Genomic DNA, 18009 nt, shown 5'->3' with positions numbered 1-18009 from the left:
CCGGGTCGCTTGATCAGGCGGCGGTGGCGGGTCTGCCGCCCCAGCGGATGCCTTTCTCGCTGCGGATGCGGGCGCGTTCGCGGCGTTGGGCGGCCAGGACGTCGGGGTGGCGGGCGTTGGCGTTGCGCCACCGCAGATAGGTGTGGAGCGCGCGGGTCTGGACGGTGTGGTTCGGATGGTTCGAGTTGGCGAGCGTGAACTGCCGCAGTGGTCCGAAGTGAGCCTCGATCGGGTTCGCCCAGGAGGTGTTGGTCGGGGTGAAGCACAGGTGGACGTTGTTGTTCTTCGCCCAGCGGAGGATCTTCTTGCCGTTGTGGGCGGAGAGGTTGTCGAGGATCACGTAGACCGGGGCGCCATCCGGCCGGGCGGCTCGGATCGACCTGAGTGCGGCCAGGGTGTTCGGGGTTCCCTTGCGACGGCGGTTGATGCCCCAGAGTGTGTCGTCGCCGACCGAGTAGCAGCCGTGGAAGTAGGTGACGCCGTGGGTGCGGTGGTAGGTCGCCGGCAGTCGGTCCGGCTTGCCCTGCTCGGCCCAGCAACTGCCCGCGGTGGGGCGGATGCCGAGCGGGCCGAACTCGTCGAACGCGAACGTCCGGTCCGGGAAGCGTTCCAGGACGTGCTCGATCCGGTCGAGCTTGGCGTCGTACTCGGGGTCGGTGGACTCCTTCCAGGTCTTGGTGCGCTGGAAGGTGACGCCTCGTCGGGCGAGCAGGCAGCGCAGGGCCTCGCGGCCGATCCTGATGACCCGGCCGTGGACCTTGCGCAGGTAGGCGAGCAGTTTACGGATAGACCAGCGGGTGAAGGGCTGCCCGAGCTTGGTGGGGCGGGTGGTGGCCGTCTTGATGACGAAGTCCTCGTCGTCAGGACTGAGCAGGCGGGGACGGCCTCCCGCCCACTGAGGGTCCAGGCAGGCCAGGCCGATCTCGTTGAACCGGTGGATCACGTCCCGCACGGTGTCTTCGTCCGCCTGGATCAGCTGGGCGATCACCGGTACGCGGTTGCCGCCGGCCGACACGAGCAGCATCATCGCCCGCCGGTAACGCACCGTGTTCGTGCTACCTCGGCGCACGATCCGCTGTAACTGCTGGCCCTGTTGGTCCGTGAGCCTGCGGACCCGGACCGGCTCTGCCACTGTGCATCCCACCACCGAGTTGGACGTTTCACGACATCCAACCGGCCGAAGGCCTGCCGGCGCCAACTCGGTGAACCTTTGCGGTCACAGCACTAGTGTGATGCGCCGCAAATCACGAGGTAAGTTGATACCCTTTTAGAGTGGCGCATCCTGGACCTTCTGCCGTGGCGATCACGCTGTCTGGTGACGAGCGTGCCGAGTTGGTGCGTCGGGCCGGGTCGTGGGACCGGAGAGCGGCCGAGCGGGCCCGGATCATTCTGGCGTGCGCTGACGGTAAGTCGAATGCCGCTGCCGCGGAGCAAGTTGGCGTCCAGGCAAAGACGGTGTCCAAGTGGCGGCGCAAGTTCGCGGCCGAGGGGCTGGCCGGCTTGCAGGATGCGGGCCGTATCGGTCGACCGAAGGCCGACCTGGTCCTGAGTGAGGCCGAGCGGGACCAGTTGGTGCGCTGGGCGAGACGGGCGAAGACCGCGCAGTTTCTCGCGCTGCGGGCCAGGATCGTGCTGCGCTGCGCGGAGGGCGGGACGAACCGGCAGGCGGCGATGGACCTGGGCGTCGACGAGTCGACCGTGGAGCGCTGGCGGGCCCGGTTCATCGACAAGCGGCTGGACGGCTTGCAGGATGAGCCGCGTCCAGGCAGGCCGCCCTCGATCCTGCTCGATCAGGTCGAAGACGTCATCGTCGCCACTCTGGAGTCCGCCCCGGGTCAGGACACGCACTGGTCGCGGGCCTCGATGGCCACCCGCACGGGGCTGTCGAAGTCGACCATCGGGCGGATCTGGAAGAGGTTCGACCTCAAGCCCCACCTTCAGGACAGCTTCAAGCTCTCCACCGACCCGCAGTTCGTGGACAAGGTGGTGGACGTCGTCGGGCTCTACCACAACCCGCCCGAGAAGGCCGTCGTACTCTGCGTCGACGAGAAGTCCCAGATCCAGGCGCTGGACCGGTCCCAGCCAGTGCTGCCGATGATGCCAGGCATGCCCGAACGCCGCACCCACGACTACCTGCGGCACGGCATCACCAGCCTGTTCGCGGCCTTCAACATCGCCGACGGAACCGTCATCAGCGAACTCCACCGCCGCCACCGGGCCCTGGAGTTCAAGAAATTCCTGATCACCATAGACAAGGCCGTCCCCGCCCAGCTCGACGTGCACTTGGTGTGTGACAACTACAGCACTCACAACACCGCCGAGATCAGAACCTGGCTCAGCCGGCACCCACGCTTCCACGTCCACTTCACCCCAACCGGCTCATCCTGGATCAACCAAGTCGAGCGCTGGTTCGGCCTGTTGACCGACAAGCTCATCCGCCGCGGCGTCCACACCTCCGTCAAAGCCCTCGAAGACGACATCAAGGCCTGGATCGACACCTGGAACCAGGATCCGAGACCGTTCACCTGGACCAAGACCGCCGATGAAATCCTCAAGTCCCTCGCCGACTACCTCGCCAAGATCAACCCTCCTCGCCAGCAACCATCACAGCAATAGTTACCCTCGTGATTTGCGGCGCATCACACTAGCGAGCCGCTGATGGCGCCCGCCGGCCGCAGCGGGTGGGGCGTGTCCCTCACCAGCCCGCCCCACCCCGAACACGGCAAGCGGGTGCGCCACAAGCGCGACGGCCGCACCGGCACAATCAACGGCCAGCTGATCGAGCGCGACACCGAGACGGACAAGCTACTGCGCCGCCGGATCTTCGTCCGGCCGATCGGAGGCGGGTTCGAGTGGGAAGCCGACCCGGCCGACCTCGAACCCGCCTGAACGCCAGTGCGACGCTCGCGAAGCTACGGCGAAGGGACATGTAGCGGAGCGTCACGGTGGTGACGGTGGGTGATTCGCAGAAATGATCAGATGTGAGAGTTCTGCGAGACCCCCGATCCGTGTCCGATTCGCCCCGGTCCGCTCTCGCAGAAGTCCTCTCAGAACTCCGCACTTCTGCGACGCACTTCTGAGAGACTTCCGCCATGGATCTGACGCCCGATCAGGCAGCTTCTGCGGTGGAACGTCATAAATGCCCGAAGTGCGAAGTGCAGCCCGGCAGCCCGTGCCGCACCCTCGGCGGGAAGGTGGCCGCGAAGTACCACACCCCGCGCTTCATCCTGGTGCCCGCGCTGCGCGAGGACCTCGAAGTCCTCGTCCCCGCCGACCGGGGCCCGGGCCGGACCTGGCAGGCGGGCCCGGCGCTCGCCGTCGTGCCCGAGCCCGCCGCCGGCTCCCGGCCGGTGCGGATCGGGTACGCCCGCACGTCCATGGTCAGCCAGGAGCTGGCCAGTCAGATCGAGGCGCTGGAGGCGGCAGGGTGCACGAAGATCTTCCGGGAGAAGATCAGCACCCGCGTCAAGCACCGCCCCGAGATGGCCGCCGCCCTCAAGCTCGCCGCCGAGTTCAAGGAAGCGGCACCCGACCAGGTCGTCATCCTGACCGTCCACGAGATGAAGCGCCTGGCCCGCAATGCCACCGAGCTGATGCAGCTCTCCGCCGACCTGGAGGGAGCCGGCATCCTGCTGGAGCTCCTCGCCGGCCCGCTCACCGGCATCTACGACCCCAACGGCATGGGCTCGATGCTCTTCGCCGTGCTGGCCGTCGCCGCCCAGCTCGACCGCAACTACATCCGGGAGAAGACCCTGGAGGGCCAGCAGACCGCCGCCCGCAAGGGCAACCACGGCGGCCGGCCGAAGGTCATCGACGACGACACGCTGACCTTCGCCGTCGCACTCAAGGACAAGGGCACCCCGGTGCCCGAGATCGCCAAGAAGCTCGTCATCAAGACTGGCAAGAACGCCGGCGAGCACCCGTCGGTGGCCTCGGTCTACCGGGCACTCGCTGACGCCGAGGAGGCCGCCGCGCTCGCCGCGGTGGACGACTGCCTGCCGCTGCGGCCCAAGCCCGCGCGGATCCTCCGGCCCGGCGAGCCGCTCACTGCCGAGGAGATCGCTCTGTGCGAGCGCCTGGTCGCCCAGCGCGCCCAGCTGACCGCCGCCGACCGCCGGGAGGAGGCGACCGGTGTCCCCGCCGAGCACTGGCACACGGGCGGCGCCCCGGCGCTCGGCACCGAACAGCCCATCGAGCCCATGCCGTCCGGGTCATAGATGCCGGTGAGCGGGCCAGCGAGGAGCTCCAGCAGGATGCCGGCCCCCTCCAGGTCGGCGGAGAGCTGCATCAGCTCGGTGGCGTCGCGGGCCAGGCGCTTCATCTCGTGGACGGTCAGGATGAACACCTGGTCCCGGCCTTGGGGACCAACGGATCACCGGCGCTGAGGTCGTGGAGTCAGGGCCGGGCCGCATAGCGGGCCGCTGTTGGCGGGCAGGCCGCACGAGTTGAGTCGCCTGCGTCGCGCGCCGGATAGGTGGCGCAGTGCACCGGCGCGCGGAGGTGCTTGCTGGGGAAGTGATTTCGCGCGCCCCGTCCCACGCCTCGAACACTACCTCCCGGCAAGTATTGCCGAATGCAATACTTCTCCCATGGTACGAATATCTGATGAGCCGCCCGTTGAAGGGCTGCCGACCTCGGACGAGATCGAGGCGTTCCAGCGTGGCGCGCGAGACCTGATCGGGGTGGCGCTGCGGAGTCTGGAGGTGCTGGCCGGTGAGGTGTCGCTGCCGCAGTTCCGGATGCTGCTGGCGCTGAACGACCTGGGGCGCTGCCCTTCCTCCCATGTGGCCCAGGCGCTGGGGCTGGGAGCGTCGTCGGTGACCCGGCTTGCGGACCGGCTGCACGCCTCCGGGCACATCGAGCGGGGCGCTGACGAGCACCACCGCAGCGTGGTCGCCTTGGAGCTGACCGAGCGCGGCCGGCGCCTGGTGGATCAGGTACTCGCCTGGCGCCACCAGGAGTTCGCGCGGATCCTGAGCCGGTTGGATCCCGGTGAGCGGGCGGCGACCGCTGCGGGGCTGCGGGCCTTCCACGCGGTCGTCGGCGACGCGTACGCGGCCGACCTGCACGGGCCGGTGCCGCTGTGAGCGGCGGGCCGCGGCAGCGGGCCGCGCACCTGGGGGACTTCACAGCCGGGCCGCGGATGCTGCTGATCGCCGCCTGGGCCCTGCCGGTCGGCGGGGCGGGCGCGCTGGCGGCGCTGTTCCTGCAGCGGCTGATCGGGCTGGTCACCAACCTGGTCTTCTACCAGCGCTGGAACACCGGGCTGGTGGCCCCGGGACTGCACCACCACCCGTGGTGGCTGGTCCTGCTCGCCCCCGTCGCGGGCGGTCTGGTGATCGGTGTGATGGCGAGGTACGGCTCGGAGAAGATCCGCGGCCACGGCATGCCAGAGGCCATCGAGGCGATCCTGACCGGCGGCAGCCGGGTCGCCCCCAAGGTCGCCCTCCTCAAACCGATCTCGGCCGCGATCAGCATCGGCACCGGTGGCCCGTTCGGCGCTGAGGGGCCGATCATCATGACCGGCGGCGCCATCGGCTCGATGCTCGCCCAGGTACTGCGGCTGAGCGCCGACGAGCGCAAGACCCTGCTCGTCTCCGGCGCCGCCGCCGGCATGGCCGCCACCTTCAACTCCCCGATGGCCGCGGTACTGCTGGCCGTGGAACTGCTGCTCTTCGAGTGGCGCCCGCGCAGCTTCGTCCCCGTCGTCGGCTCGGTCGCCGTCGCCACCGTGGTGCGCGGCATCCTGATGGGCACCGGCCCGGTCTTCCCCGTGCCGACCACCGGGCTGCACCTGAACGGCGGCATCACCGCACTGGCAGCCGTCGTCGGACTCACCGGCGGCGTCCTCGCGGTGGCGGCCACCTGGCTGGTCTACCGAGCGGAGGACGCCTTCGCGAAGCTGCCGTTCCACTGGATGTGGTGGCCGGCCATCGGCGGCGCAGTCATCGGCCTCGGCGGCCTGATCGAACCACGCGCTCTCGGCGTCGGATACGACGTCATCGACCAGCTGCTGACCGGCCGGGCCACCACCTCCTTGATCATCGGGATCCTCGTCGTCAAGACGCTGATCTGGTCGCTGTCACTGGGCTCGGGCACCTCGGGCGGCGTGCTGGCGCCGGTGTTCATGATCGGCGGCGCGCTCGGCGCCTGGGAGGGCATGTTCCTACCGCAGGTGATGCCGGGGTTCTGGGCCATGACGGGCCTGGCCGCAGTGGTCGGCGGCGTGATGCGCTCACCTCTGACCGGGGCGATCTTCACCCTGGAGCTGACCCACGCCTGGCCCACCGCCCTGCCGCTGCTGGTCGCCTCCACCACCGCCTACGGCCTCTCGACGCTGGTGCTGAAGCGCTCGATCCTCACCGAGAAGATCGCCCGGCGCGGCCTGCACCTGACGCGCGAGTACTCCACCGATCCGCTGGAGACCTTCTTCGCCGAGGAGGTCATGGACCGCTCCGCCCAAATCCTCACCGCCGACCGGGTGCTGGACGGGAAGTTCCTGGACGCACTCCTGGACGAGGCCGCCGCCGGCCACGGCCAGCGGCTCTTCCCCGTCACCGGCGAGGGCGGAACCCTGGTCGGCGTCGCCACCCGCCGCGCCCTGCTTGCCGCCGGCACCTCCTCCAGCCGTGAGAGCACCGTGGCGGACACGGTCCAGGAGACGGTGGCGACAGTGAGGCCGGACGACACCCTGCGCCACGTCGCCTACCTGTTCGCCGAACACAGTGTCACCAGCGCCGCCGTCGTCGACCGTTCACCCTCAGCCAGGGTGCTCGGCGTGATCACCCTTCGTCACCTGCTGAAAGCCCGCCTGCACGACCTCACCGAGGAGCACCACCGCGAGCGCCTGATCATCCGGCCCACCGCCACCGCCGACTCACCGTCCCACCGTGCACACGCGGCCGCCCTCACAGGCGCACCCACAGGCGGAGAGAAGTAATGCACGGGTCCGTCGTCACCCCTGCGCGGGGAGACGACGGACCCGTCATCACGAACGTTCCCATTCCGCCCGGGGTGACCACCCTCAGCGCCAACGGGCGCCTGATGACTACTCAAGGCCAATGATCAGACCGACCGAAGGATCGAACCCCCCAACTTGGACAAGTCCGCAACGCCAAGCGTCAAAAGTTTTGACAGTAACCCGGACTTTCCGTTCCGTTCCTACCGGGACCCCGACCTCGTGCACCCGTACGCCCGCTCCAGTCGGGCCGCCTTCCGGAACCAAGATCATCCCTTAGCGCTAACCGCTGTACCGCTGCTACTCAGGACCGGTGTTGGTGGCGAAGCAGGTCAGCCGCATGCCGTCGGCGTCGGTGAAGCGCAACTGCGCGCCGGGGTGAGGCCGTTCCTTGCGGACGATCAGCCGTATGCCCGTCGGCCAGCCGCCCAGGACATGGCCGGCGAGTTCGGCGCCCCAGGTACCGTTGCGGATCTCGCCGCCGGGTTCGACGGCCGGGGTCCAGGCCGAAGCGGGGATCGTCAGTACGGCCTGGTGCATGCTGTCGGTGATGGTCATCCCGACCGAGTAGGACAGCCATCGGCCGCGTGCGGTGAGCCAGTTGAGGAAGCCATAGGTGCCGCCGGCGGAGTCGGTACGGATCGGGGTTCGGCGTCCGCGTCGGTACATCTTCGGCAGCTGGGCCAGGACCAGGCTGGCGACCGGTTCTCCGGAGCCCTCGTGGCCGTGGTCGACGAACGCGAACAGCGGGTGGTGGCCGAAGGTCTTCTTCCAGGTCTTGGCGGCGTCCTCCTTCTCGGAGTGCGCGGGGCCCGGCCGCGGCGAGGGTGTTGATCAGGCGGGAGACGGTCGGGTCGGAGGCTGCCGGCAGCGGTGCGGCTACCGGCGGTTCCTGGCTGCGAGTGACGCGATCAGGCCGCGCGATCAGGCCGGGGCGGTTCGTGCGGTTCGGGGGGCGCTGTCGTGGCAGAAGGGGTCCCCTGAGGCGGGGGCGAGGGCGGTGCGAGCCTGGCGGAGACCACATAGGACACGACGACTGCCACGATCACCAGCGGCATGACCGTCAGGCCGTCCGATGCCAGCAGCAGGGTGGCCAGCAGGACGGACGTCAGCGGGAGCCTGAGTATCACGACGGACATCGCGCCGATGCCCAGGGCGACGCCGACGACGAGCGGTAGCCCCGGCAGGTGCGACAGTGCCACGCCGCCGGCCGCCCCGACGAACAGGGCCGGGAACGTCGGACCACCGCGGAAGCAGCTCAGCGACACTCCGTAGGCGAGCCCTTTGCAGACGATGAGCAGCAGCAGCGCTCCGACGCTGTAGCTGGCGCTGTTGGCGATGAGCGGGCCGAGGGCGGACTGTCCGGAGAACAGCACCTCGGAGGAGTCTTTGCCGGTGGCTGCGGCGAATGCGATCGCCAGGCCCGCGACCGCCAGACCGACCGCTGCGGTGACCGGCACGATCCACCGCTCGGAGTAGGGCCGCAGGAACAGGGCGAGCCACCGGATTCCGGAGCCGACCGGGACAGCCATGATCCCGATCGCCACAGCCCAAAGGAATTCGCCGCCTGTGGGTGCACCGACGTGCGGCAGACCGGGAATCGCCAGTGAGAACGTGCCCAGGCCGGTCCAAGCGTCCAGGCCGACGAACATGAGGGATCCGACGCCTGCGGCCAGCAGGCCTGGTACCAGCACGAGTTGCATCGTGGCGCCGCCCAGACCGGAGGCCTCCATCAGCAGGAAAGCGCCGGTCAGGGGCGAGCCGAGGAGGGGGCTGATCGCGGCGAAGCTGCCTGCGGCGGCCAGCACGGACTGGACTCGACTCTGGGCGGCGCGTCCCGCTTGACGAGGCGGACCGCGAGGGCACCGAGCCCGGCACCGAGGGCGACCAGAGGCCCTTCGGGCCCGAGCACCACGCCCAGGCTCAGAGTGGTGAAGGCCGCGAGCACGATGCCGGGAAGGTCGATGGCGGGTGGCGGACCCTCGCCGGCCTTGAACCCGTCAGCTGGTGAACGCCCGCCCGTGCCGGGCAGGTACCGGATGGTCAGCGCGACCAGCACGCCGGCCAGCAGCAGCGGCGGTATGGGCCACCACAGGGGTTCGCCGTGGAAGCCCAGGGCCTTCGGCAGGCTGGTGAAGATCCACCCCTGCAGTTTGCTGACCAGGGCGAGAAAGAAGTAGGCCGCTGCTGAGACGGGAACGCCGATGATCGCGGCAAGCACCAGCAGCGCCAGGTAGCTCTTGGAGCGCAGCAGCGCAAGAGGATCGGACGGTGTCGTCACCAGTGTCCTCCTAGCCTGAGGCTTCACTGCCCGATGTGGGAAGCAGGCGGGATGCACTTGCGGCCTGCACCGCCGGGTCTTCCCGAACCGGGCAGTTCCTCCTCCCGGCCGAGGTATCCGACCAAACGCTAGCCGCCGGTCAGCGAGCCGACCGCTTCACGGTCTTCACGGCGATGCTGTCGGCTCTACTCAACGGGTCTGGTGGATCGGGGGCATTCCGCGCGGGCTGGTCGGGACGACACGATATCGCCACGTCCGACAGGCAGTCCCCGCCCAGGCGACCGCCAGGGCCGGGTCGAGAAGGATCTTGCCCGGGCCGTGGACTGCCCTCGGCCAGCACCAGCGCCTCGGATTGATATGCGGATACGACCCTCTACGACTCTTCACCTGGAGAGTGCTTCCTTACCCTGCGGCGACTGAACCCTACAGAAGCCATATCGTCCCAGGTCAGAGGCACTCTCCTGGGTTCGAGGCAAGCCTCAGACCATCGCCTGGTGAAAGCGCGAGGCTAACGCACCACGCGGTGGCGGAGGTAGACGACTCCCGAGCTGAAGGTGCGGGTCTCGACGAGTTCGAGATCCACCCGGCGCTCGCGCCGGGGAAAGAACGGAATGCCACCGCCGACCAGCACCGGGTAGACCATGGCCCGGTACTCGTCGATCAGATCCGACGCAGCCGCCTGGGCGGCGAGAGTCGCGCCGCCGATCGCGATGTCGCCCTCACCCGGCTCGGCTCGCAACCGCTCGATCTCCTCCGCCAGGCCGCCGGAGGCCAGGCGGGCATGGCCCTGCACCGCCGACAGCGTGGTCGAGAACACCACCTTCGGGAGCGGCTTCCAGAGCGAGGTCCACTCGCGCATCGAGTCGTCGAGCGATGGATCCTGGTCAGCGGTCTCCCAGTACAGCATCGTCTCGTACAGCCGTCGTCCCAACAGGTGGACGCCGACCTCTCGAGGCTCGTCGATCCAGAAGCGGAAGACCTCCTCGTCGGGCGCCGTCCAGTCGAAGTCGCCGTCCGGCCCGACGATGTAGCCGTCAAGTGAGACGTTCATCGCATAGGTCACGCTGCGCATCAGAAGTCCTCCTCGGTAACGGGTTCGACTGTACGACCGCCGACGCCGCCGACTCATCGAGGCTCGCGGGACCTCCCTGGGCCGAGTCACCTCACGAGATCATTTCGTTCGAGACCGCGGGGCTGATGCGCCGGGGGGCTTGTCGTGACTGCCGGTGGGGGCGCCGGTCGAGGGCCGACGCGCCTGCGGTTGGATGGCGGTGCGCGGAGCTCCGCGTTCTTGCGGCGACTGGTGGAGGAGCGTCCCGGTGGACCAGGTGCATGAAGTAGTGGCGGGCAACCGCTATCCGGGGCGGGGCGTGCTGTGGGCGAGGACCCTGGACGGCGCGTTGTGCGGGGGCTACTTCCTCACCGGACGTAGTGCCGCGTCCAAGGCCCGGGTGCTGCGTCGAGGGGACGGCGAGCTGATCGTGGCGCCGACCACGGAGCCGGCTCATGATCCGTTGCGGCACTATGTCGCGGCTCGTCAGCGGGGCGGCTGGCTGGTCTTCGGCAACGGGGAGCAGGTCGCTGCGGTGTCGGACCGGCTGCAGGAAGGGCGCACGCCGGCCGAGGCGTTGGCCGGTCTGGAGTACGAGCCCGATCCGCCGATCTTCACGCCCCGCATCACCGTGGCGGTGGATCTGGGCTCGGGGCAGGACGCCTGGTTCGGAGCCGCCCGTCGAAGCGCCGGCGGCAGGGCGTCGGCCGACCTGCTGACGCTCGCCGTCCGTGGCCTGGAGCCCGGGGACGCCGTGCTGATGACGACGTACCGGTCCGACGGGCAACAGGTCACCACCGGCGAGCCGTTCCGCGAGGCCCGGACCGGAGCAGCCGATCCGGGTGAGCTCCTGGAGGAGGTGTGGACCGCGCTGGCCCCGGAGTTCCGCGTGGCGGCGGCGGTCTTCGAACCCGGACAGCTGGCCGGTGCCGCGATCCGCCACGAGTCGGCCGCACGGGGGTGATCAACCCGCCTGGCAGGGCGGCGGCATCGATACGCACCACATGAGCGGTAGCTTGTGCTGCCGGTAGGGCGGGAGCGGGGAAGGCCGTGTTGTCCTCTGCGGAGCTCTCGGCGCTGGCGTACTGGGCCGGGCGCACCGTGGCGGTGGTCGAACGGGCTGCTGGACCACCGGCTTTCGGACCACGGGCGGAACCGGAGCGCCGGCGTCGCTACGCCCAGAGCTGCTCGCCGAGGCTGCCTCCGGCGGCCGCGCCGGGCAGTACGTAGGCCACGGCCGAGGCCTGGTGCTGGAGGAAAGGGGTGAGGGCGTCGTGGGTGGCCAGGCGGTCCTGGACCCGGTTGAACTGCGCGGGGTCGCGCATGAACGCGCAGAACAGCAGGCCGCGGTCGGTCGGGCCGTCGTCGTAGCTGTAGCTGCGCCGGAGCATCCGGACGCCGCCGTCGAGGCGGGGGCTGGTGAGCCGGACATGGGCGTTGGCGGGGATCACGTAGGACCCGTCGGGGTTCTTGGCGTAGATGTCCGGGTCGTCGTGCTCGGCGGTGCCGGTGAGCGGGACGCCGTCGCTCTCGCGGCGGCCGATCGTCCGGTCGCGCTGGTCCGCGGGCAGGGCCGCGAAGCCGGCCACGTCCATCCGGATCCGGCGGTAGACCAGCAGCGTGCCGTTCTGGTGCGCGCCGGGCGGGCCCCAGACGAACTGCTCGTCCTCCGCCGGACCGGGGTTGGAGGTGCCGTCCTTGAAGCCGAACAGGTTGCGCGGGGTGGTCCCCGGGGCGGTCACGGGCAGGAAGCCGGTCTGGCTCCAGCGCGGGGTGGCGCCGGCGGACCGGGCGGCGGTGGCGGCGAGTTCGGCGACCACGGTGAGCGTCCAGCGGTCGGCGGCGCACAGCTGGAGCAGCAGGTCGCCGCCGCCACGGGCCTGGTCCAGCTGGTCGCCGGGGAAGGGCGGCAGCTCGGCGAGCCCGGTGGGGACGTCGAGGCCGAGCCGGCTGGCCAGGCCCGGGCCGACGCCGACCAGCGAGGTGAGCCGGGTGGTGCCGACGCCCTGCAGCCGGGCATCCGACGGGGTGTCGGAAGCCGCTGTGGCGAGGGTGCGGGTCAGCGCGTCGAGGACGGCGCGCAGGGTCTGGCGGTCGGCGGCGGCGGAAGTCTGCGGGAGGTCGAGGGCGAGCAGTTGGGTGGCCGGCTGCTGGGGCGCCGTCACACCGGCCTGCCGGGGCCCGTAGAACGGGGTCGCGGCCTCGGGCGGTGCGGCCGGGGCGCGCCTGCGGGCGTCCGTCAGGTCCTTCCTGACCAGGTCGTCGGCCGCCGCGCCGATTCCGGCGGCGAGCACCGCACCGGCGGCGAGCAGCGCCCCGCGCCGCCCGAAGCCGCCGCCGCCCGGGTGGACGGGGTCCTGCGCTTTTTCCGGTTCGGTGGGCATGTGGCTATTGGAGACGATAGAACGGCTGTCATGCAAATGCTCTCTGTTCGGCCCGTGTTGAGTTGCCGTCAGGCCCGACCGGCGGGTCCTCGGGCGGTGACGGTGCGCCTGTCGGTGCTCGTCGCGACGGCGGCGGTGGCGCTGGCGGCCACCGGCTGCTCCTCCTCGGGTTCGGCGTCCGCCGACGCGAAGCACCCGGCCGGGACGGTGCTGCGGGTGCCGCAGGACTTCCACACGGTGCAGCAGGCGGTGGACGTCGCCCGATCAGGGGACACGGTGCTGATCGGCCCGGGGGTGTACCGGGAGAGCGTCCAGGTCACCAAGCCCGACGTGGTGCTGCGCGGCACGGACCGCAACGCGGTGGTCTTCGACGGCGGGGTGCGACTGGTCAACGGCATCACCGCGACCGGCGCGGGCTCGGTGGTGGAGAACCTCACCGTGCGCGACTACCTCGCCAACGGCGTGCTGTTCACCGGCGTCACCGACCAGAAGCTGCAGCAGCGCGGGGCCGGCGGCTCGGCGTACAACCCGTTGGACACCTCCCGCTTCCCCGCCGTCCAGGGCTTCCGGGCGACCAGTGTGACCTCGTACGACAACGGCCTGTACGGGATCTACGCGTTCGACGCGCACGGTGGTGTGATCGAGGACTCCTACGCCTCCGGGCAGGCCGACTCGGGCATCTACGTCGGCCAGTGCCGGCCCTGCGACACCCTGGTCCGTGGGAACACCATGGCGCAGAACGCGGTCGGCATCGAGATCACCAACGCCTCCGAGGGCGTCTCGGTGCTGGGCAACCTGGTCACCGGCAACCGGGTCGGTGTCACCATCAACTCCAACGACCAGGAGGCGCTCGCCCCGCAGCACGGCGCGGTGCTCGCGGGCAACGTGATCAGCGACAACAACGCCACCGACACGCCCGAGCAGGCGGACGGCGGCTTCGGGATCGGGATCGGCATCGGCGGGGGCACCGGAGACCGCGTGCAGCGCAACCTGGTCCAGGGCAACACGGCGGTCGGGGTGATCATCACCGACCCGCCCGGGCACCCGGCGAGCGGCGACCAGGTCACCGGCAACCGGGTCACCGGCAACGGCGAGGACCTCGTGCTGGCCGCCGCCGACCCCAGCAACTGCTTCAGCGGCAACCAGCCGGCCACTCAGAGCCCGGCCGGACTGGAGGGCCTGGCGAGCTGCGGGGCGAACGGGGCGAGCAGCGGGGCGAGCGGGCGGGGCAGCCTGCCGAGCGGTCAGCCGGCCCCGGTGCAGGCGCCGCCCGGTGTTCCGTTCACCCAGGTGCCGGCGCCGCCCGCGCAGCCGTCGATGCCCGACCCGACGGCCGCGGCCAGCCCGGCGACCGGATTGCCGGGGACCGTCGACCCGGACGCGTACCCGCTGCCCACGGACGCCGGCGCGGTGCCGGCGTCGCACTGACGCTCAGTCGGATCATCCGTGCGCCACGGGGTTCGGGTCTCAGTCGGTGCCCGTGTCCCATGGCGCCTCCGGCAGCTTGGCGTTGGCGTCGTGCCCGGTGAACTCCAGGGTGGTCGGGGTGCCCAGGCCCGGCATCCGCATCGTGACCTGGCGCAGGTCGCCGTTGCCGTCCACCCAGTAGGTCAGTGGCGACTTCCCACCGTCGGGGCCGCTGCCCGGGGTGGTGCCGGTGGCCCGCGGGCCGGAGATCTCGTCGTAGTCACGACCGTCGATCCGGTCGCGGCCCAGCCAGCGGGCGCCGGACTGGGCGAGCAGCAGCGGGTTGTCCGGCCGGTCCGCGCCGAGCCCGATCAGCAGTTGGAGTCCGGCGTCCAGCGGATCGGTGGTGTAGGAGCGCGGTGACCAGCCCGAGCGGGGGATGTGCTCGGCCTGCTGCCAGGGCGGGGTGCCGTCCAGCGCGGGGGCCAGGCCGAGGCCGTCGCTGTCCCAGACGATCAGGCCGTGGTCGAGCTGCGGGGCGGCGGTGGAGCCTGCCGTGCCGGACGGACCGGTGAACCCGGCCCCGGTGGTCTGGTAGCTTCCGACGCCGTGGTGCGTCCGGTAGTCCACCACCCCGCTGACCCGCAGCACCACGCCGCCACCCTCGGCGGCGGTCAGGGTCACCGCCACGGGGCTGGCCTGGTACAGGTTCAGTCGCGACAGCGCCAGACGGGAGGCCTCGTCCATCGTCACCGGCCGCTCGCCGCTGCCGCCGGACAGGCCCCGGTAGGCGGCCAGGCCGCCCACCGCGGCGCCGCACACGGCGAGCGCGACCAGGGCCCTGAGCCAGCGGGTCCGGCGCGACCAGCGGGTCCGCTGCGGCGCGGGGTCGTCCTGGTGCGGCGCGGGGCCGGTGCTCTTGGTCTTGCGAGCCATGCGGCCGCCTTCTCTCATCGCTGGGGGAGTGATCGGGTCCCGGCCGATCGGTCGCACGGCCGATCGGTCACGCATACGGGCGGGTTCGTCGGCCGATGACCGCCGAACCCGCCCGATCCGGCCCCGGGACCACCTGGTGCCGGGGCCCCTCGACAGGCTCTAGCTGTGCTGTGTCGAGGCCTTGCGCTTGCGCATCAGCACGAGCACCGTCGCGCCGACCGCGGTGAGCGCGGCGCCGCCGACCAGGGCCAGCGGAACCAGCTCGTCCATGCCGGTGAAGGCCAGTTGCGAGCCCGGCGGAGAGCCCGGGCCCGGCACGACCGGTGCCGGCGTGGTCGGGGCGGGCGTCGGCGTCGGGGACTGGCCCGGCGTCGGCGTCGGCGTCGGCGTGGGCGTGGGCGTGGGCGTCGGGGACGGGGTGACGATCTTCTGGTTGACCGCCGTCACCGAGACCCCGGTGGTGAGGTTGTCGGCAGTCAGGACCAGCGGTCCGAAGACCGTCGAGTCCGGCGCGGTGTAGCCCGCGGGCGGGCTGACCTCCTGCCAGTAGTACGTTCCCACCGTGCCGCTGCCCTGGCAGATGCCGTCGGCCCCGGTGGTGCAGACGTCACCCACCTTGGTGTCCGGCTTCGACCCGCCGGTCTGCAGGCCGTTGGTGCCGTTGCTCTCCTCCCACAGTTGGAACTCGGCTCCGGCCAGCGGGTTGCCGTTCTGGTCGTGCTTGACCAAGCGCAGCACGCCCTCCTGCTGGCGGAAGCCGAAGTCGTAGGTGTGGTTGTTCTCGCCGGGCCCACCGGTGGTCAGCGCCTTCACCGGGAACGCGGTACCCGGCGGCACGGTCCCCTTGGAGTCGATGAAGTGGTTGGTCCCGACGTTCGCGTCGGTCGGCACCCACTCGTAGAGCGGACCGCCCTTGGCGTAGTCGGCCGGGTTGTCCAGCTTGATGGTGTAGTCGGTCTTCGGCTTGAGTCCGCCGGTGACGTCGGAGTCGTCGAAGTAGTACTCACCCCGGGCCGTCGTCTTCGTCGTGCCGACCAACTTGCCCGATCCGTCGTACAGGTGGATCGTCACCCCGGCCACCGGCAACTGGCCCGGGTCCTGGATGCCGGTGCGCTGCGGGTCGTACCAGACGCGGTTGCCGATCTGCAGCGGCGCCTGGTCGCAGAGCACCTCCAGGTCGCCCATCGAGGCGCCCTTGCCGAACGCCGCATTGACGCCCGCGGGGTTGAGCCGCAGCCCGTCCGGCGGGTGCTGCTTGCCGTCCCGTCCGACGAAGGCGGTGCCGGCCCCGAAGGCCGTGCTGTTGGGGTCGAAGCTGGAGACCGCGATGGTGTCCTCCACCTTGGAGAGCGCCATCCCCGCGAACGCGGCGTTGTGGTGGGCCCCCAGCCGGCTGTTGTCGAAGAACCGGGTACCCCGGGGGGAGAGCCCGCAGCCGTCGTTGGTGTCCATCACGTACGTCCCGCCCGACAGGCAGGCCTTGTTCAGGTCTCCGCCCGACAGCACCAGGCCGGTGGTGCCCGGCGTGGGGCCGGCCGGCGCGCGGTCGGCGAACCGGTCGCGGAAGGCCAGCAGCATCGAGCCGTCGGTCTCGAAGCCGATCTCGCCCAACTCCGGTTCCGGCTGGGCCAGGTAACTCGTGCAGGCCTGGCCGTTCTGCGAGGTCGGCCAGGTGTTGGTCCAGGGCCACCACCCCGTGCCGCCGTCGCACGCGCCCGAGCCGACCGTGGACTGCCGGGGGTAGTCCAGCGGCTGGTCCAGCACCGGCTTGCCGAAGGCCCCGGTGGCGAGGTTGAACGGCATGACCACCACGCGCATGTCGGAGGTCTTGCCGGTCGACTCGCCGGAGCAGACGCCGCCGACGTAACCGACGTCGTCCTGCATGCCGAGGCCGAACGGCCGCCAGTCCACGGCCGCCGGGCAGCCCGGGTCCGGGATGCTGAAGGCAGCCTTCGGCGCCGCCGCGCTCGCCGCGGTGGCGTCGTACTCGTAGAGCTTGCGGTTGTTGAGGTTGACGACGAACAGGGAGGAACCGTCGTCGGTGATCTTGATGCCGCCCAGGCTCTCCTTGCCGGGCACTGCGAGGAAGGCGTCATCGGTACCCGGGCCGTGCGCCGTCGTGCCCGCGTCCGGGACGACGGTGAAGAGCGAGGTCTTCTTCGCCGCGATGTCGGTCACGTAGATGCCGCCGGGCCCGCCCGGACCGTAGTCCGTGGTGCGCTTGGCCACCGCCGAGGAGAAGACCCGCTTGTCGGCCTTGTTCCAGGCGATGCCGAACAGCGTCCCGGTGTCGGCGTCGGTGGCGATGTCGGTGACGTTGACACCGTCGGCGCCGTCCTGCCCGCGCGTGTCGTACGGGAAGGAGACCAGCGTGCGCTGGGATGCGCCCTCGCGGGTGGCGGGCTGACAGGTCGTCACCAGCGGTGCGTTCTTCTGGCAGTAGTCGCCAGGGCTCCACAGACCGGTGGTGTAGGACACGTTCTTCTTGCCGGAGAGGTCGACGAACTCCTCGTTGCTGCTCAGCTGGGTCGGCGCGCCGTCCAGGCCCTGCGGTGAGGCGAAGGCCGGGAACAGTACGCCCGGTTGCGGGTTCACCACCTGTACGCGGTACTTGCCGCCGGTGGCCTTGCTCTGCGCCGGGGCCAGGGTGACCGTGCCGTCGGCCGCCGTGACCGCGTCGATACTGGTGCCGGCGTCGTCGGTGAGGGTCACCGTGACGCCGCCGATGCCCGGTTCCAGACCGGGCGTCCAGGTGCCGCTGGTGTCCACGGCCCGGATCACCCGGACCGTCACCGTGCCGTCCCCGGCCTGCGGGTACGCCGACGGCGCCATCACCAGCGAGCAACTGCCGAGCCCGAGGACGAGCGCCGCGACGCCGCCCGTCGCGCGCAGACCGACCGGGCCCGGCCGTCGCCGGCCGGGCCCGCGCGCACTGCCTGCCACTAATTCGCTTCTTTCTGTCATCCCCTGCTCTCATCGCTCAGAAGGGGCG

Annotated in this window: 12 protein-coding genes and 2 pseudogenes; 7 read left to right on the top strand and 7 right to left on the bottom strand. The window is 70.7% G+C overall.

The genetic code is table 11. From position 1 onward, the window contains the following. Positions 1-13: 13 nt before the first annotated feature. Entirely contained in the window at positions 14-1132 is a 1119-nt protein-coding gene (locus tag OG403_RS01815; protein WP_329560821.1) for an IS630 family transposase, read from the bottom strand. Between the two features lie 164 nt (positions 1133-1296). Between OG403_RS01815 and OG403_RS01810 the strand changes: the two genes are divergently transcribed. The 5 genes from OG403_RS01810 to OG403_RS01790 all read left to right on the top strand — a co-directional run bounded on the left by OG403_RS01810 (position 1297) and on the right by OG403_RS01790 (position 6940). Next, positions 1297-2616, top strand: a complete 1320-nt coding sequence (locus OG403_RS01810) for an IS630 family transposase (protein WP_329560820.1) — start codon at positions 1297-1299, stop codon at positions 2614-2616. A gap of 42 nt (positions 2617-2658) precedes the next feature. Next, positions 2659-2889: a hypothetical protein gene (locus OG403_RS01805; RefSeq protein WP_329560819.1), complete on the top strand. Its 231-nt coding sequence runs from the start codon at positions 2659-2661 to the stop codon at positions 2887-2889. Positions 2890-3092: 203 nt separating this feature from the next. Continuing rightward, positions 3093-4217, top strand: a complete 1125-nt coding sequence (locus OG403_RS01800; protein ID WP_442910848.1) for a recombinase family protein — start codon at positions 3093-3095, stop codon at positions 4215-4217. Positions 4218-4589: 372 nt separating this feature from the next. Next, positions 4590-5087 (top strand): MarR family winged helix-turn-helix transcriptional regulator, encoded by a 498-nt coding sequence (locus OG403_RS01795; protein WP_329560816.1) that lies wholly within the window; start codon positions 4590-4592, stop codon positions 5085-5087. 56 nt (positions 5088-5143) lie between these two features. Next, positions 5144-6940, top strand: a complete 1797-nt coding sequence (locus tag OG403_RS01790; protein ID WP_442911038.1) for a chloride channel protein — start codon at positions 5144-5146, stop codon at positions 6938-6940. A 330-nt stretch (positions 6941-7270) separates the two neighbouring features. On the opposite strand, the pseudogene OG403_RS01785 reads toward OG403_RS01790, so the two are convergent. The 3 genes and pseudogenes from OG403_RS01785 to OG403_RS01775 form a co-directional block, all read right to left on the bottom strand. Further along, a pseudogene (locus tag OG403_RS01785) lies at positions 7271-7765 on the bottom strand (transposase); the annotation flags it as partial. A 104-nt stretch (positions 7766-7869) separates the two neighbouring features. Then, positions 7870-9266, bottom strand: a pseudogene (locus OG403_RS01780) (chloride channel protein). Positions 9267-9747: 481 nt separating this feature from the next. Continuing rightward, entirely contained in the window at positions 9748-10311 is a 564-nt protein-coding gene (locus OG403_RS01775; RefSeq protein ID WP_329560811.1) for a dihydrofolate reductase family protein, read from the bottom strand. A 247-nt stretch (positions 10312-10558) separates the two neighbouring features. Between OG403_RS01775 and OG403_RS01770 the strand changes: the two genes are divergently transcribed. Beyond that, positions 10559-11254 carry an IMP cyclohydrolase gene (locus tag OG403_RS01770; RefSeq protein ID WP_329560810.1) on the top strand — a complete coding sequence of 232 codons (696 nt, stop codon included), beginning with the start codon at positions 10559-10561 and terminating at the stop codon, positions 11252-11254. 208 nt (positions 11255-11462) lie between these two features. Here OG403_RS01770 and OG403_RS01765 read toward each other — a convergent pair whose 3' ends face one another. Beyond that, the gene (locus OG403_RS01765) at positions 11463-12674 is read right to left on the bottom strand and encodes a Dyp-type peroxidase (protein WP_329560809.1); all 1212 of its coding nucleotides are present in this window, start codon (positions 12672-12674) and stop codon (positions 11463-11465) included. Positions 12675-12770: 96 nt separating this feature from the next. Here OG403_RS01765 and OG403_RS01760 point away from each other — a divergent pair, with 96 nt between their 5' ends. Then, positions 12771-14102 (top strand): right-handed parallel beta-helix repeat-containing protein, encoded by a 1332-nt coding sequence (locus tag OG403_RS01760; protein ID WP_329560808.1) that lies wholly within the window; start codon positions 12771-12773, stop codon positions 14100-14102. Positions 14103-14141: 39 nt separating this feature from the next. On the opposite strand, the gene OG403_RS01755 is transcribed toward OG403_RS01760, so the two are convergent. Further along, positions 14142-15017: a hypothetical protein gene (locus OG403_RS01755; protein ID WP_329560806.1), complete on the bottom strand. Its 876-nt coding sequence runs from the start codon at positions 15015-15017 to the stop codon at positions 14142-14144. Between the two features lie 159 nt (positions 15018-15176). Further along, positions 15177-17960, bottom strand: a complete 2784-nt coding sequence (locus OG403_RS01750) for an SdrD B-like domain-containing protein (RefSeq protein WP_329560804.1) — start codon at positions 17958-17960, stop codon at positions 15177-15179. Positions 17961-18009: the final 49 nt, after the last annotated feature.

The sequence above is a fragment of the Kitasatospora sp. NBC_01266 genome (assembly GCF_036242395.1).
Taxonomy (GTDB): domain Bacteria; phylum Actinomycetota; class Actinomycetes; order Streptomycetales; family Streptomycetaceae; genus Kitasatospora.
The sequence above is the reverse complement of the archived record's forward strand: the minus strand, read 5'-3'. Positions and strand labels throughout refer to the sequence as shown.